12 protein-coding genes are annotated in these 16,201 nt (G+C 76.1%); 10 read left to right on the forward strand and 2 right to left on the reverse strand.

The genetic code is table 11. The features are described from left to right. The first annotated feature begins 22 nt into the window (after positions 1 to 22). The 8 genes from VKZ81_RS18035 (at position 23) to VKZ81_RS18070 (ending at position 10,889) form a co-directional block, all read left to right on the forward strand. Positions 23 to 844, forward strand: coding sequence for a TIGR02569 family protein (locus VKZ81_RS18035; RefSeq protein ID WP_324242754.1), 822 nt, complete (start codon positions 23 to 25; stop codon positions 842 to 844). Between the two features lie 130 nt (positions 845 to 974). Beyond that, positions 975 to 2,360, forward strand: a complete 1,386-nt coding sequence (locus tag VKZ81_RS18040) for a nitrate/nitrite transporter (RefSeq protein ID WP_324242755.1) — start codon at positions 975 to 977, stop codon at positions 2,358 to 2,360. After that, entirely contained in the window at positions 2,357 to 4,429 is a 2,073-nt protein-coding gene (locus tag VKZ81_RS18045) for a molybdopterin oxidoreductase family protein (protein ID WP_324242756.1), read from the forward strand. The genes VKZ81_RS18040 and VKZ81_RS18045 overlap by 4 nt, the downstream gene beginning before the upstream one ends. A gap of 203 nt (positions 4,430 to 4,632) precedes the next feature. Continuing rightward, a complete protein-coding gene (locus tag VKZ81_RS18050) occupies positions 4,633 to 6,117 on the forward strand; it encodes an FAD-dependent oxidoreductase (protein WP_324242757.1) in 1,485 nt (494 codons plus the stop codon). An 8-nt stretch (positions 6,118 to 6,125) separates the two neighbouring features. Then, positions 6,126 to 8,633: a nitrite reductase large subunit NirB gene (nirB, locus tag VKZ81_RS18055; protein WP_324242763.1), complete on the forward strand. Its 2,508-nt coding sequence runs from the start codon at positions 6,126 to 6,128 to the stop codon at positions 8,631 to 8,633. Next, complete coding sequence (gene nirD, locus VKZ81_RS18060; protein WP_324242758.1) at positions 8,630 to 9,019, forward strand: nitrite reductase small subunit NirD; 390 nt, start codon at positions 8,630 to 8,632, stop codon at positions 9,017 to 9,019. Before nirB ends, nirD begins: the two co-directional genes overlap by 4 nt. Positions 9,020 to 9,027: 8 nt before the next feature. Continuing rightward, positions 9,028 to 10,203: a uroporphyrinogen-III synthase gene (locus tag VKZ81_RS18065; RefSeq protein WP_324242764.1), complete on the forward strand. Its 1,176-nt coding sequence runs from the start codon at positions 9,028 to 9,030 to the stop codon at positions 10,201 to 10,203. After that, positions 10,200 to 10,889: a sirohydrochlorin chelatase gene (locus VKZ81_RS18070; RefSeq protein WP_324242759.1), complete on the forward strand. Its 690-nt coding sequence runs from the start codon at positions 10,200 to 10,202 to the stop codon at positions 10,887 to 10,889. Before VKZ81_RS18065 ends, VKZ81_RS18070 begins: the two co-directional genes overlap by 4 nt. On the opposite strand, the gene VKZ81_RS18075 is transcribed toward VKZ81_RS18070, so the two are convergent. Continuing rightward, positions 10,850 to 11,194 (reverse strand): MGMT family protein, encoded by a 345-nt coding sequence (locus tag VKZ81_RS18075; protein WP_324242760.1) that lies wholly within the window; start codon positions 11,192 to 11,194, stop codon positions 10,850 to 10,852. The two genes, VKZ81_RS18070 and VKZ81_RS18075, sit on opposite strands and share 40 nt — an antisense overlap. Positions 11,195 to 11,207: 13 nt before the next feature. Next, positions 11,208 to 11,981: an alpha/beta fold hydrolase gene (locus tag VKZ81_RS18080; RefSeq protein ID WP_324242761.1), complete on the reverse strand. Its 774-nt coding sequence runs from the start codon at positions 11,979 to 11,981 to the stop codon at positions 11,208 to 11,210. Between the two features lie 87 nt (positions 11,982 to 12,068). On the opposite strand from VKZ81_RS18080, the gene VKZ81_RS18085 reads away from it, so the two are divergent. Further along, the gene (locus VKZ81_RS18085) at positions 12,069 to 15,380 is read left to right on the forward strand and encodes an ATP-dependent helicase (protein ID WP_414709402.1); all 3,312 of its coding nucleotides are present in this window, start codon (positions 12,069 to 12,071) and stop codon (positions 15,378 to 15,380) included. Between the two features lie 165 nt (positions 15,381 to 15,545). After that, a partial coding sequence (locus VKZ81_RS18090; protein ID WP_324242762.1) for a glycoside hydrolase family 16 protein occupies positions 15,546 to 16,201 on the forward strand: 656 nt, incomplete at its 3' end.

Genomic DNA, 16,201 nt, shown 5'->3' on the forward strand with positions numbered 1-16,201 from the left:
CGCGCAGGTAGCGTGCGTTGCCGTGACCGCTGCGCCTGTCCTGCCGCCTGCTGGGACCACCCTGCCCGCGCACGTTCGCACCGCGTTCGGCGTGAACGACGTCGAGCCGCGTCCGGTCGTGTGGGCGGGCAGGCGAGCATGGCACTGCGGGGACGTGCTCGTCCGCCCGGTCCCGGACAACGTCGTCGCCGCCTGGTCCGCGGCCGTCCTCGACGGGCTCGAGGTCGAGGGCGTGCGCATCGCCCGACCGCTGCGCTCCTCCGACGGCCGGTGGGTCGTCGGCGGGTGGGCCGCGTGCCGCTACATCCCCGGCTACGTCGAACCCCGCCACGACCAGGTGGTCGAGGCGTCGATCAAGCTGCACGCCGCGCTCGCGCACGTGTCCCGGCCGCGGCTCCTCGACGACCGCGACGACCTGGTCACCCGCTCCGCCGCCGGTGCGTTCGGCGAGCGGCGCCTGAAGCTCGATCCCGCCACCGGGGGTGAGCTCTACGCGCAGCTCGTCGAGTTCCGCAGGCCCGTGCAGCTCGCCCCGCAACTGGTGCACCCCGAGCTCTTCGGCGCGGTCCTGTTCGACGAGAACGGCGTGCCCGCGATCATCGACCTCGTTCCGTGCTGGCGCCCCGCGCAGTGGGCCGCCGCCGTGATCGTCGTCGACGCGCTGGCCTGGGGCGGGGCCGACGAGGAGCTGCCCCAGCGGTGGGCGCACCTGGAGGAGTGGCCGCAGATGCTGCTGCGGGCCCTGCTGCACCGCGTCGCCCTGCACGCCCAGCACCCCGACGCCTCCCCGCGCACGCTCGCCGGGCTGCAGCGGGCCGCGGGCGCCGTCGGGCCGCTGCTCTAGCGGACCAGGCACCTCACCCACCGCGAACAGCGCAGGTGAGCGCGCCTTTGCGCTCCCGTCACACCGAACCGACGGGCCGGTAACGGTCCGTGCATAGCGTCGCGCCGACGCACTCACCAGGAGGATCGGCGTGACCACGATCGCACCCGACGAAGAACCCACGCGTTCCCCGCTCCGCGGGCGTTGGATCGACCACTGGGACCCCGAGGACGCGGGGTTCTGGGAGCGCACCGGTGCCACGATCGCGAACCGGAACCTGTGGTTCTCGATCCTGTCCGAGCACATCGGCTTCTCGATCTGGACGATGTGGTCGGTGCTCGTGCTCTTCATGGGCCCCGAGTACGGGATCGACGCAGCGGGGAAGTTCTTCCTGGTCGCCGTGCCGACGTTCGTGGGCTCCGTCCTGCGCCTGCCCTACACGATGGCTCCGGCCCGCTTCGGCGGCCGCAACTGGACGATCATGAGCGCGGCGCTGCTGCTGATCCCGACGATCCTCGCCGCGATCGTCATGCAGCCGGGCACGCCCTACTGGGTGTTCGTCCTCGTCGCCGCGGTCGGCGGCCTCGGGGGCGGCAACTTCGCCTCCTCGATGGCGAACATCAACGCCTTCTACCCGGAGGCGAAGAAGGGCTGGGCGCTCGGGCTCAACGCGGGCGGCGGCAACATCGGCGTCCCGGTCATCCAGCTGGTCGGCCTGCTGATCATCGCGACCGCGGGCACCGGCGCGCCGCGGATCCTGCTCGGCGTCTACATCCCGCTGATCGTGATCGCCGCGGTCCTCGCCGCGCTCAAGATGGACAACATCACCTCCATGCGCAACGACACCGGGGCCTTCGCCGAGGCCTGCCGGGAGCCGCAGACCTGGGTGATGTCGTTCCTCTACATCGGCACCTTCGGCTCGTTCATCGGCTACAGCTTCGCGTTCGGCCTCGTGCTGCAGAACCAGTTCGGCCGCACCCCGCTGCAGGCCGCCGCCGTGACGTTCATCGGCCCGCTGCTCGGGTCGCTGATCCGGCCGGTCGGTGGCCGGCTCGCCGACCGCTACGGCGGCGCGCGGATCACGCTCTGGAACTTCGTCGCGATGGCCGTCGCCACCGTGGTCGTGATCGCGGCGTCGGCCGTCGGCTCCCTCGCCCTGTTCACCGTCGGGTTCGTGCTGCTGTTCGTGTTCACGGGCGTGGGCAACGGCTCCACCTACAAGATGATCCCGGCGATCTTCCGCGGCCGGGCGAGGGTCGCCGTCGAGTCCGGCGAGTCCGGGCCGGAGCCCGCCTACCTGCAGGCGCGGCGGCTCTCCGGCGCGGTCATCGGCATCGCGGGTGCGATCGGGGCGCTCGGCGGGCTGTTCATCAACCTCGCGTTCCGGCAGTCGTTCCAGGCCACGCAGTCCGGCGACCCCGCCTTCTGGTCCTTCCTCGTCTTCTACGTGGTGTGCATCGTGGTGACCTACGTGGTCTACCTGCGTCCCGTGCCGTCCGACGCCACGCACCCGCGCGTGGCCTACGCGCACGTATGACGCTCGGTGTGGCCCCGGCGACGAGGGTCGCGACCCACTGCCCGTACTGCGCGCTCCAGTGCGGGCAGTGGGTCGACGGCCGTGGGGACGTCGACGGCAGGCAGTTCCCGACCAACCGGGGCGGGCTGTGCCAGAAGGGCTGGACCTCCGGCAGCCTGCTCGCGCACCCCGAACGGCTGACCACCCCGCTGATGCGCGCAGCGCGTTCCGAGCCGCTGCAGCCGGTGGGCTGGGATGGCGCGCTCGGCCACGTCGCGCGCAGGTTGCGCGAGCTGCAGGCCGAGCACGGCCCGGACGCGGTGGCCGTGTTCGGCGCGGGCGGGCTCACCAACGAGAAGGCCTACCTGCTCGGCAAGTTCGCGCGCGTCGCGCTCGGCACGTCGCAGATCGACTACAACGGCCGGTTCTGCATGTCGTCGGCGGCCGCGGCGGGCAACCGGGCGTTCGGCGTCGACCGGGGGCTGCCGTTCCCCGTCACCGACCTCGACGAGGCCGAGGTCGTGCTGCTCGCGGGCGCGAACGTCGCGGAGACGATGCCCCCGCTGATGGGGCACCTGACCAACGCCAGGCTCGTGGTGGTCGACCCCCGCCGCACGCCGACGGCGGAGCGGGCGCTGGCCTCGGGCGGGCTGCACCTGCAACCGGTGCCCGGCACCGACCTGGTGCTGGCGCTGGGCATGCTGCACGCCGCCGTGGTCGACGGGCACGTCGACGGCGACTACCTGGCCGGGCGCACCACCGGCTTCGACGACGTGTGGCGGATCGCCCAGCAGTGGTGGCCCGAGCGGGCGGAGCGGGTGTGCGGGGTGCCCGCGGCCGACATGCGCACGGTGGTCGGGTGGCTCGCCGGCGCGTCGCGCCGGTACGTGCTCACCGCGCGAGGCGCCGAGCAGCACGCCCACGGCGTCGACACCGTCACCTCGTGGATCAACCTCGCCCTCGCGCTGGGCCTGCCGGGGCGGCCGGGCTCCGGCTTCGGCACCGTCACCGGGCAGGGCAACGGGCAGGGCGGGCGCGAGCACGGGCAGAAGTCCGACCAGCTGCCCGGGTACCGTTCGATCAGCGACCCGGCCGCCCGCGCGCACGTGGCGGGCGTCTGGGGCGTGGACCCGGACAGCCTGCCGGGCCCCGGCCGGAGCGCCACGGAGCTCCTCGCCGCGCTCGGCCGCCGCGACGGCCCGAAGGCGCTGCTCGTGTTCGGCTCGAACGTGCTGGTCTCGGCGCCGCACACGAACGCGGTGGCCGAGCGGCTCGCCGCGTTGGACCTGCTCGTGGTCGCCGACGTCCTGCCCGGCGAGACGGCGATGGCCGCCGACGTCGTGCTCCCCGTCGCCCAGTGGGCCGAGGAGGAGGGCACGATGACCAACCTCGAGGGCCGGGTGCTGCGCAGGCGCCGGGCGCTGCGGCCGCCCGACGGGGTGCGCACCGACCTCGAGGTGATCGCGGGGCTCGCCGACCGGCTCGGCGTCGCCGGCTTCCCGGCCGACCCGCGCGCGGTGTTCGACGAGCTGCGGGCCGCGTCGGCGGGTGGCATCGTCGACTACTCCGGCATCACCTACGACCGGTTGGACGCGGGCGAGGCGCTGCACTGGCCGTGCCCCGCCCCCGACCACCCGGGCACGCCGCGGCTGTTCACCGACCGGTTCGCCCACCCGGACGGCCGGGCCCGGATGGTCCCGGTCGACCACACGCCGTCGGCGGAGCTGCCCGACGCCGAGCACCCGCTGCGGGCCACCACGGGCCGGGTGCTCGTGCACTACCAGTCGGGCGCGCAGACCCGCCGCGTCGCGGAGCTCGCCGGGATCGTCCCGGAGGCGTTCGTGGAGGTCCACCCGGACACGGCGGCCCGCGCCGGCCTCGCCGACGGCGACTGGGCGCGGGTGGTCTCGCGGCGCGGCACGGCACAGGCGCGGGTGCGGTGCGTGCCCAGCCTGCGCCCCGACACCGTGTTCCTGCCGTTCCACTTCGGCGCCGAGCAGGCCGCCAACCGGGTGACCAACCCGGCGCTCGACCCCGTCAGCCGGATGCCCGAGTTCAAGGTGTGCGCCGTCCGCCTCGAACCGGCGTAGCCGCCGACCCGGGCGCGCCGGCCTCGGCCGCCCGTCGGCAAGGGCCCCTCCCCACCGTTCGACGGTCGGGAAGGGGCCCTTGTCGCGTTCTCGTGGGACCTGCATCACGCTCACGGGAACGCCCGGCCGATGTGCGAGCTGCGTTACGTCCGTGTCACGAACCGCCCCACAGGTGTAACCCCGCGTACCTAACGTCGAGCGGCGTGAGCAGACGGGTCGTGGTCGTGGGGCACGGGATGGTGGGTGCCCGGTTCGCCGAGGAGGTGCGGCGCCGGGACCCCGACGGGCGGCTCGTGCACCTCGTCGTCCTCGGCGCCGAACCGCGTCCGGCCTACAACCGGGTGCTGCTGTCCACCGTGCTCGGCGGGGGGCTCTCGGCGCGGGCGCTGGAGATGCACCCGCCCGGGTGGGCCGCCCGCAACCGCGTCGAGGTGCGCACCGGGGTCGCCGTCACGCGCATCGACCGCGCCGCGCGGGTCGTGCACTGCTCGGACGGTGCGGTGGAGCGCTACGACGAGCTCGTCCTCGCCACCGGCAGCCGGGCGTGGCTGCCGCCCTTGGACGGGCTCCCCGACGAGAACGTGGTCGCGTTCCGCGACCTGGACGACTGCGAGCGGATCCTCTCCCTCGCCCGGCCCGGTGCGCGGTTCGCCGTGCTCGGCGGAGGGCTCCTGGGCTGCGAGGCCGCCCGCGGGCTGGCCGGGCGCGGGGTTCGGGTGACGGTCGTGCACCCGAAGTCCCACCTCATGGAGCGCCAGCTCGACCCGGCCGCCGGTGAGGTGCTCGCCGCCACGATGACCCGCCTGGGGATCGACGTCCGGCTGGGGTTCACCGCGGCGGCGTGGGAGCCGGGCGCGGGGCTGCGCGGCACCGACGGCCAGCTCGTCGCGGCCGACGCCCTCGTGGTCGCCGCCGGCGTGCGCGCCGAGACCGGCCTCGCCGCCGACGCGGGGATCGCCGTCGACCGCGGCGTCCTGGTCGACGAGCGCCTCGCCACGTCCGACGGGCGCGTGCACGCCATCGGCGACTGCGCCCAGCACCCGGGCACCCCCGCCGGCCTCGTCCAACCGGGCTGGGAGCAGGCCGCGGTGCTCGCCGACCTCGTCACCGGAGCCGACCCGGCGGCCCGTTACGCGGGCACCCGCGCCGTCACCCGGCTCAAGGCCCGCGACGTGGACCTCGCCGCGGTCGGCGACCCCGCGGTGCTGTCCGACGAGGGCGCGGAGGTCCTGCGCTTCGCCGACCCGCGCGGCGGCCGCTACGCCACGCTCGCCCTGCACGGCGACCGCGTCGTCGGCGGCGCCATGATCGGCCTGCCGGAGGCGGCCGCCTCCATGATCCAGTTCTACGACACGGGGCAGCCCGCGCCGTCCGACCGCCTCGGGCTGCTGTTCGGGCGCGCGCTGCCCGGCGCGCCGGAGACCGCGGACCCGGGCCGCCTGCCCGCGTCCGCCGTCGTCTGCCGCTGCAACACCGTCACGAAGGGCGCCCTGGTCGCCGCGTGGCGGGATGGGCACACCGACGTCGCCGCACTGGGCCGGGCCACCCGCGCCGGCACCGGGTGCGGCAGCTGCGGGGACGCCGTGCGCGACATCTGCGCGTGGCTGGCCGGGAGCGACCCCCCGATCGGGGCGCTCCGCACCGACCGCACAGCGTTGACCCCCGTTCCCGAGGAGGGAGCCGCGTGACAGAACTCGTGGGCAAGGAGCTCGTCGTCGTCGGGAACGGCATGGTCGGGCACCGCCTGGTGCAGGCCGTGCGGGACCGCGACACCGCGGGCACGTGGCGGATCACGGTGCTGGGCGAGGAGCCCCGCCCGGCCTACGACCGCGTCGCCCTCTCCTCCTACGTCGACGGCAAGAGCGCCGACGACCTGACGCTGCCCGCCGTGTCCGACCCGCTGGTGCAGCTGCACCTGGGCGACGCCGCGGTCGCGCTCGACCGCGACGCCCGCGTGGTGCGCACCGCGTCCGGCGCCGAGTTCCGCTACGACGCGCTGGTGCTCGCCACCGGGTCGGTGCCGTTCGTGCCGCCGGTGCCGGGCCGCGACCTGCCGGGCTGCTTCGTCTACCGCACCCTCGACGACCTCGACGCGATCATGGCCGCGGCCGAGCGGGCCGTGGCGGCCCCGCGGCCGGGCCGTCGGTCGGCCGTCGTGGTCGGCGGCGGCCTGCTCGGGCTGGAGGCGGCGAGGGCGCTGCGGCTGCTCGGTCTGTCCCCGCAGGTCGTCGAGATCGCGCCGCGGCTGATGCCGATGCAGGTCGACGAGGGCGGCGGCGCGGTCCTGCGGCGCCTGGTCGAGTCCGAGGACCTGCAGGTCCGGTGCGGGGTGTCGGTCACCTCCATCGCCGAGGACCGGGGCCGCTTGATCGCCACGCTCTCCGACGGCGTCGAGCTCGACGCCGACCTGGTCGTGTTCTCCGCGGGCATCCGGCCCGCCGACGGGCTCGCCCGCGAGGCGGGGCTGCCGCTCGGCGAGCGGGGCGGCGTGCTGGTCAACTCCGCCTGCCGCAGCCCCGACCCCCACATCTGGGCCGTCGGCGAGGTGGCCGCGCTGGAGGGCCGCACCTACGGGCTGGTCGCCCCGGGCTACGCGATGGCCGAGGTGGTGGCCGACCGGCTGCTCGGCGGCGAGGCGACGATGACCCCCGCCGACCTGGACACCTCGACGCAGCTGAAGATGCTCGGCGTCGACGTCGCGAGCTTCGGCGACGCGCTCGCCCGCACCCCGGGCGCGCTCGAGGTCGTCGTCAACGACCCGGTCGCGGGCAGCTACGCCAAGCTCGTCGTGAGCGACGACGCGAAGACGCTGCTCGGCGGCGTGCTCGTCGGCGACGCCTCCAAGTACGCCACGCTGCGCCCGCTGGTCGGCTCGCCGCTGCCGGCCGACCCGGTCGCGATGATCGCCCCCGGTGGGGTGGAGCTCGGCGCCGACGCGCTCCCCGACTCCGCGCAGGTCTGCTCCTGCAACGCGATCACGAAGGGCGCGATCTGCTCGGCGATCGCCGACGGCGCGCACGACGTGCCCGCCATCAAGGCGTGCACGCGGGCGGGCACGAGCTGCGGGTCGTGCGTGCCGATGCTCAAGAAGCTGCTCGAGCAGTCCGGCGTCGAGGTCTCGAAGGCCCTCTGCGAGCACTTCGCGGTGTCGCGCGCCGAGCTGTTCGAGATCATCGCCGGCACCGGGATCCGGACGTTCTCCGAGCTCATCGCCCAGTACGGGCGGGGGCGCGGCTGCGACATCTGCAAGCCGGCGGTCGCGTCGATCCTCGCCTCGCTCGGCACGGGGCACGTGCTGTCCGGCGAGCAGGCGACGCTGCAGGACACCAACGACCACTTCCTGGCCAACCTGCAGCGCAACGGCACCTACTCGGTGGTGCCGCGCATCCCCGGCGGCGAGATCACCCCGGAGGGGCTGATCACGATCGGCGAGGTGGCCCGCGACTTCGGGCTCTACACGAAGATCACCGGTGGTCAGCGGATCGACATGTTCGGCGCGCGGGTCGAGCAACTGCCCGCGATCTGGCGGCGCCTCGTCGACGCCGGGTTCGAGTCGGGTCACGCGTACGGCAAGGCGCTGCGCACGGTGAAGTCGTGCGTCGGCACCACGTGGTGCCGCTACGGCCAGCAGGACTCGGTCGGCCTCGCCGTCGCGCTCGAGCTGCGCTATCGCGGGCTGCGGGCCCCGCACAAGGTCAAGGCCGGGGTGTCGGGCTGCGCCCGCGAGTGCGCGGAGGCGCGGTCGAAGGACTTCGGGGTGATCGCCACCGAGAAGGGCTGGAACCTCTACGTGGGCGGCAACGGCGGCTTCCAGCCGCGGCACGCCGACCTGCTCGCCTCCGACGTCGACACCGACGCCCTGATCTCGCTGATCGACCGGTTCCTCATGTTCTACATCCGCACGGCCGATCGGCTGCAGCGCACCGCGGCGTGGATCGAGGCGATGGACGGCGGGCTCGACCACCTGCGCGCCGTGATCGTCGACGACTCGCTGGGCATCTGCGCCGACCTCGAGGCCGCGATGGAGGCGCACGTCGCGAACTACTCCGACGAGTGGCGCGGGGTGCTCGAGGACCCGGAGAAGCTCGAACGGTTCGTGTCCTTCGTGAACGCACCGGACACGCCGGACCCGACGATCTCGTTCGTGAGCGAGCGGGGCCAGCCGGTCCCGGTCCCGCTCGGCCTGCCGGGGGTGCGCGCATGACCGCAGAGACCATCCACACCGCTGGGACCGTCCACGACGCGCCGTCCGACATCCGCTGGGAGACCGTCTGCCTGCTGGACCGCCTGCTGCCGGAGCGCGGGGCCGCCGCGCTGCTGGCGGCCGGTGGCGAACCGGTGCAGGTCGCCCTGTTCCGGATGGTCGACGACACCGTCCACGCGATCGGCAACATCGACCCCTTCTCGGGGGCCGCAGTGCTCTCCCGGGGCATCGTGGGCGACCGCGGCGGGGTGCCGATCGTGGCCTCGCCGGTGTACAAGCAGGCGTTCAACCTGATCACCGGGCAGTGCCTGGACGATCCGGACGTGCGGGTGCCCGTGTACCCGGTCCGGATCGCCGACGGGTGGCTGCAGGTGGGGATCCCGTGACCGCCGCGATGACCACGTCGGTCGACACCGCGGCCCGCGCGGTGCCCCCGCTGGCCGGGTTCACCGTCGGGGTCACCGCCGCTCGCCGCGCCGAGGAGCTCGCCACGATGCTGGAGCGCCGCGGCGCGGTCGTGCAGTTGGGTGCCGCGCTGCGGATCGTCCCGGTCGCCGACGACACCGAGCTCGCCGCCGCCACCCGGGCGCTCATCGCCCGCCCACCGGACGTCACCGTGGCCACCACCGGCATCGGTTTCCGCGGGTGGGTGGAGGCCGCCGACGGCTGGGGCATCGCCGAGGACCTGCTCGCCGCGCTCGGCTCGGGCAAGCTGCTCGCCCGCGGGCCGAAGGCGCGCGGCGCGATCCGCGCCTCCGGGCTGGTCGACGCGTGGTCGCCGCCGTCGGAGTCGTCCGCCGAGGTGCTCGACCACCTCCTCGAGATGGGCGTCGACGGCCTGCGCATCGCCGTGCAGCTGCACGGCGAGCCGCTGCCCGACGTCGTCGACGCGCTGCGGATGGCGGGCGCCGAGGTGGTCCAGGTGCCGGTGTACCGCTGGCTGCCGCCCGCCGACCTCGGGCCGCTCGACCGGCTGATCGACTCCGTCCTCTGCGGCGGGATCGACGTGCTCACGTTCACCAGCGCGCCCGCCGCGGCCAGCCTGCTGGCCCGCGCCGAGCAGCGCGGCGCCCGCCGCAGGCTGCTCGACGCGCTGCGCGGCCCGGTGCTCGCCCTGTGCGTCGGCCCGGTCACCGCGGCACCGCTCGAGGCGGTCGACGTGCCCACCGTGCAGCCGCAGCGGTCGCGGCTCGGGGCGATGGTGCGCCAGCTGGAGGCCGAGCTGCCCGCCCGCGCCCGCAGGCTGCCCGTCGCCGGCCACGTGCTGGAGCTGCGCGGGCACGCGGTGCTCGTCGACGGCGAGCTGCGCGCGGTGCCGCCGGCCGGGATGGCGCTGCTGCGCGCGCTGTCGCGCCGCCCGGGGCGGGTCGTGTCCCGGGCCGAGCTGCTCCGGGCGCTGCCCGGCGGCAGCGACGACGAGCACGCCGTCGAGACGGCCATGGCCCGGCTGCGCAGCGCCCTCGGGCGGCCGAAGCTCGTGCAGACGGTGGTCAAGCGCGGTTACCGGCTGGCGCTCGACCCCGGCGCCGGTGCGATCGGCGGCCACTGCGTGCACGGGTCGCCCCGGTGAACCTCCTCCTCATCGCGCACGGCACGCGGGATCCCGCCGGATCCGTCGTCACCGAGCGCGTGGCCGAGCTCGCCCGGCTTCGGCTCGGCGTCGCGGTGCACGCCTGCTACGCCGACGTCCGCGGCCCGACCCCGGCCGACGTGCTCGCCGGGCTCGCCGGGCCCGCCGTCGCGGTGCCCGCGTTCCTCGCGGCCGGCTACCACGTGCGCGCCGACGTCCCCGAGCAGCTGCGGGCGACCGGCCGCACCGACGTCGTGCTCGGCGAGGCGTTCGGGCCCGACCCCGCGCTCGTCGCCGCCGCCGCCGAGCGGCTCGCCGAGGCCGGTGCCCGGCCCGACGACGCCGTGGTGCTCGCGGTGGCCGCGTCCAGCGACCCGCAGGCGCAGGCCGACGGCGCCAGGGCGGCGCGGCGGCTCGGGCGGCTGCTCGGCAAGCCGGTCACGCTCGCCCCGATCGTGCTCGGCGACCGGCCGGGCGTGGCCGACGTGGTCGCCCGCCTGCGCGCCGAGGGCGCCTGCCGGGTCGCGGTGGCCTCGTGGCTGCTCGCACCCGGGCTGTTCCAGCGCAACCTCGAAAGCTGCGGCGCCGACGTGGTGGGCGCACCGCTGGCGGACCACGAGGCGGTGCTGGACGTGCTGGCGGCGCGCTACCGGTCCGCGATGGAGGGGCTGTCGCGGCCCGCGTGAGCGCGCCGCCGGCGCGGGTTCCGGTCAACGGGCCGCGGCGCGCGGGGCAGCCGGCCGTCGACCATCAACACGCCCTCGGCCCGCAGCCGGGCGCTCTGCTCGGCCGCCAGGTGCGGGGCGCAGGTGCCGTCGGCGCGCAGCACCCGGTGCCAGGGCAGGTCGTGCCCGTCCTCGGCGAGGATGCGGCCGACCAGCCGGGCCGAGCGCAGCCCGCACCGCTCGGCGATCTCGCCGTAGCTCGCGGTCTCCCCGGGCGGGATCGCGCGGACGGCGGCGCGCACGCGCTCCACGGTCTCCTCGTCCACGTCGACCCTCCTGCTAGCTCGCGAGGAACTCGCCCACCAGGCGCGCGACCTCCTCGGTGCGTTCCAGGAACAGCATGTGGCCCGCGTCGACCTCGGCGACGGTGAGGGCGTCGCCCAGCTCGGCGCGGCAGGCCTCGACCCACGCCGGGTCGACGAAGTCGGCCTTCGCGGCCGGCAGCAGGAGCGTGGGCGTGCCCGCGGGCGGGGTGATCGCGGGCCGCGCCATCTCGCTCCAGGCGACGACGACGGCGGACTGGCAGTACCGGTAGCGCAGCCGGTCGCCGTCGGCGACGAGGTGCTCGGCGAGCTCGGCCTCGATGCGGTCGGCGGGCAGGCCCGCCCAGCGCTGCGCCCGGTCGGCGCGGGCGGCGTCGAGGTCGGGGAACGACTCGTCGGCCCGAATGGCCTCGGCCTGCTCCAGCATGCGCTCCGGGTCGAGGCCCAGCGCCGGGTCGAGCAGCACCAGCCGCTCCACGCGCTCGGGCGCGGTGCGGGCGAGGTGCACGGCGATGGCGCCGCCGAACGAGTGACCGACGACCGTGGCGCGGTCGAGGCCGAGCCCGTCGAGCACGCCGAGCACGTCCGCGACGTGCTGCTCGATCCGCCACGGCGGGTTCCACGGGGAGCGGCCGTGGCCGCGCAGGTCGACCGCGTGCACGCGCACGCCGGGCAGCGCCTCGGCGAGCACCCGGTAGCGGGCGCCGTGGCCGGTGACGCCGTGCATCGCGAGCACCGGGCGCCCGTCCGCCGGACCGAAGGGATGAACGTGGAGGGGGAGCTGGGTCACGTCGGCGATCCTGCCAGCGGCCACCGACACGACCGGGGCGCCGGTGCCGGCCGCTGGGGTGTCGGTCCCGCGTGGTTGCATCGGGCCGTGCTGCGCTCCGACGCCCGTCCCGACCGCGCCGCGCTCGCGCCCGGGCTGGTGCGGCGCCCGCGCCCGGCGGCCACCGAGCCCGAGTGGGACGACGCCGCACGCCGGGTGCTCGAGCACACCGCCGGGCCGCTGCGGGTGATCGGCGGGCCCGGCACCGGCAAGACCACCGTGTTGCTCACGTCCGTCGCGCGCCGTATCCGGGCGGGCGACGACCCCTCGCGGACGCTCGTGCTCGTCGGCAGCAGGCGCGCCGCGGCGGAGCTGCGCGAGCGGATCGTGGAGCTGGCCCACGACCCCGCCGGGCCGCGCACCACCCGCGAGCCGCTGGTGCGCACCGTGCACTCGTACGCGTTCGGGGTGCTGCGGCTGCACGCCGCCCGCAACGGCGACCCGCCGCCGCGGCTGCTCGCGAGCGCCGAGCAAGACGCCGTGGTCCGCGACCTGCTCGGCGGGGAGCTCGCCGGGCCGGAGGGCGGCGGGGTCCCCGACTCGGGCTGGGGCGACCGGCTGCGGCCCGCCCTCGGCCTGCCCGGGTTCGCCGCGGAGCTGCGCGAGCTGCTCCTGCGCGCCGTCGAGCGCGGGCTCGGGCCCGACGAGCTCGCCGAGCTCGGGCGCCGCCACGACGTGCCCGAGTGGGTGGCGGCGGGCCGGTTCTTCCGCACCTACGAGCACGTCATCCAGCTGCGCGGCGCGGCTGGGCGCGCCGCCCCGCAGGCCACCGCGCCCGCCCTGGACGCCGCGGAGCTCGTGGCCGCCGCCCTCGACGCGTTCGCCGCCGACCCCGACCTGCTCGCCGCCGAGCGGGCGCGCGTGCGCCACCTCGTCGTCGACGACGCCCAGGACCTCGACCCCCAGCAGATGGAGCTGGTGCGGGTGCTCGGCGCCACGGCCCGGACCGTGCTGCTCGCCGGCGACCCCGACCAGGCCGTCCTCAACTTCCGCGGCGCCGACCCGGAGGGCCTGCGCGCCGTCGCCGCCCCCACGGTGGTGCTGCCCGTCGACCACCGGGGCGCGCCCGCGATCCGGGAGGCCGTCGGCAGGCTCGCCGCGCGCCTGCCCGGGGCCGGGCCGGGCCGCGACCGCGCGGCGCCCCCCGGCGAGCCGGAGTCACCCGGCGAGGTGCAGGTGAAGGTGTTCGCCTCCGCCGCGCAGGAGGCGAGCTGGATCGCCGACCGGCTGCGCCGCGCCCACCTCGAGCGGGGCGTGCCGTGGTCGCGGATGGCGGTGCTGGCCCGCTCCACCCGTCGCACGCTGCCGACGCTGCGCCGCGCCCTGCTGGCCGCGGGCGTGCCGATCGCGGCGCCGCCCGACGAGCTGCCGCTCGCCCGCCAGCCCGCGGTCGTGCCGCTGCTCCTGGTGCTGCGCTGCGCCACCCGGCCCGACGACATCGACGCCGACGCCGCGAGCGCGCTGCTCACCTCGCCGCTCGGCTCGGCCGACCCGATGCGCATGCGCCGGCTGCGCCGCGGTCTGCTGCGGCTGCACGCGGGCGCCCGCCCGGCCGGGGAGCCGGCGGAGGCCGAGCGGGCCGGCAGCGACCCGCTGCTGGTCGGGCTGCTGCGCGACGCCGCGCAGGGCCGCCCCGACCCGCTCGCCGCGCTGCCCCCGCAGGAGACGGCCCCGCTGCGCCGCGTCGCCACCCTGCTCGCGATCGCGGGCGACGCCGCCCGCGACGGCGAGAGCGCGGAGGAGGTGCTCTGGCGGGTGTGGCAGGCCAGCGGGCTCGGGCCCCGGCTGCGCGACGCGAGCGCGCGGGGCGGCCCGGTGGGCGCCGCCGCCGACCGCGACCTCGACGCCGTGCTCGCGCTGTTCGATGCGGCCGCCCGCTACGCCGACCGGTTGCCCGGCGCGTCCGTCGCGAGCTTCGTCGAGTACCTCGCCGACCAGCAGCTGCCCGGCGACTCGCTGGCGCCGCGCGCCCCGCAGGGCGACGCCGTCTCGCTGCTCACCGCGCACGCGGCGCGCGGCCGCGAGTGGGACGTGGTGGCCGTCCCGTCGGTGCAGGAGGGCAGCTGGCCCGACCTGCGGCTGCGCGGGAGCCTGCTGGGCAACGAGCGGCTGGTCGACGTCGTCTCCGGGGTGGCCGAGCCCACCGTCTCGCGGATGGCGCCGCTGCTCGCCGAGGAGCGGCGCCTGTTCTACGTGGCGTGCTCCCGGGCCCGGCACACGCTGCTGGTGAGCGCCGTGCAGGCCGACGACGAGCAGCCGTCGCGGTTCCTCGACGAGCTCGACCCGATGCCCGCCACCAGCGCCGACCGCCCGGTCCACCGCCCGGGCCGCTCGCTCGTGCTCGCCGAGCTGGTCGGCGAGCTGCGACGGGCGGTGTGCGCCCCGGGCGACGGCCCCGAGGCCGACGCCCGCAGGCGCCGCGCGGCCCTCCAACTGGCGCGGCTGGCCGAGGCGGGGGTACCAGGCGCCCACCCCGACGACTGGTACGGGCTCGCGCCGGTGTCCACCGACGCCCCGCTGCGGTCGCCGGGCGAGGTCGTGCCGGTCTCGCCGTCCGACGTGGAGAAGATCGTCCGCTGCCCGCTGCGGTGGGTGCTGGAGCGCCACGGCGGGGCCGAGGTGAGCGCGCTGGCGGCCGTCACCGGATCGCTCGTGCACGCCCTCGTGCAGGCGAGCGCCGCGGGCGCCGAGCAGGCGGAGCTCGAAGCGGCGCTGCGGTCGGCGTGGTCGCGGCTCGACGTGGGCGCCCCGTGGTACAGCCGCCGCGAGCTGGAGCGGGTGCGCGGGATGCTCGCCGCGTTCGAGGGGTGGGTGCGGCGCAGCCGCGAGGAGGGCCTGCGGCTGGTCGCCGTCGAGCAGCCCGTACAGCTGGACCTGGCCGGCGACGAGCCCGGCGAGCTGGGGGAGCGGGCCGGCCGCACCGGAGGGCCGTGGCTGCGGGTGCGCGGGCGCGTCGACCGGCTGGAGGTCGACGCCGAAGGCCGCCCGGTCGTGGTCGACATCAAGACCGGGAAGACCGCGATCAGCGCCCGCGCGGCGGCCGAGCACCCGCAGCTCGCGGTGTACCAGCTCGCGGCGGCGCTCGGCGCGTTCGGCAAGCTGCTCGAACCGGGGGCGCGGCCCGGCGGCGCGCGGCTGGTGTACCTCGCCGACCAGAAGGCGGGCGGGCAGGCCAAGGAGCCCACCCAGCCCCCGCTCGACGACGCCGAGCTCGCCGCGTGGGAGAAGGTCGTGCGGCAGTGCGCCGCGGACACCTCCGACGCGCAGTTCATCGCCCGGGTCGGGCCCGACTGCGACCGCTGCCCGGTGCGCACCAGCTGCCCGCTGAGCGCTGCGGGGCGGCCGGTCACGGAAGCGTGACGGCCCGTCCGCGGCCGTCCCCCGGAGGTGTGCGGCGAACCCCCTGATCAGGGGAACGCGAGCGCGCAGGAGGTCGTACGGACCGGATTTGAGTACGGGGTACCGTGATCGAGGCACGCCGGCGCTCCCCAGCTCCCCACCGGTGTGCGGTTCGAGGAGGCGGACATGTCCCGGAGTGCGGGGCGGCTGCGATCGCTGCTGGTCGTCGCCGCGCTGTTGCTGTCCGCGGGCTGTGCCGGCGTGTCGGGCTCGGCTGAGCCCGACCTGTGGCAGGCGCTGCCCGAGCCGTTGCCCCCGCCCACCGCGGTGCCCACGCCGCCACCCGGGCGGGCGGTGCACAACACCGGCCGCGACGTGTCGGGCGTGGACTGGCGGCTGGTCAACGAGTTCGACTTCGACGGCCCCCTCGACCCCACCGTCTGGAACCGCTACAACTCGATCGGCGGCTTCGGCAACGGCTTCCGTCGCCCGTCGGCGATCACCGTCGAGGACGGCATGCTGCGGATCACCGCCCGGGGCGAGGTCACCGGTGGCATGGGCCACGAGCGCGACCAGCTGTACGGGCGCTGGGAGTTCCGCGCCCGCACCGACAAGGGGCGGGGCCGCGGGGCGGCCATCCTGCTCTGGCCGAAGACCGAGAACAAGGACGACGGCGAGCTGGACATGATGGAGGTGCCGCGCGAGGACCGCGGCGAGGCGCACTTCGTCATCCACTTCTCGCCCCAGAACAAGCAGGCCGGCAACAAGATCACCGGCGACTTCAGCCAGTGGCACACGTTCGCCATGGACTGGCTGCCGAACCGCATCACCTGGTACGTCGA

It is taken from the genome of Pseudonocardia sp. (assembly GCF_035305885.1).
Classification (GTDB): Bacteria; Actinomycetota; Actinomycetes; order Mycobacteriales; family Pseudonocardiaceae; genus Pseudonocardia.

Excerpts from the sequence above, each read along its gene's own strand:
- VKZ81_RS18065 (WP_324242764.1), top strand. The coding sequence starts at position 9,028 with ATGACCACGTCGGTCGACACCGCGGCCCGCGCGGTGCCCCCGCTGGCC.
- VKZ81_RS18045 (WP_324242756.1), top strand. The coding sequence starts at position 2,357 with ATGACGCTCGGTGTGGCCCCGGCGACGAGGGTCGCGACCCACTGCCCG.
- nirD (WP_324242758.1), top strand. The coding sequence starts at position 8,630 with ATGACCGCAGAGACCATCCACACCGCTGGGACCGTCCACGACGCGCCG.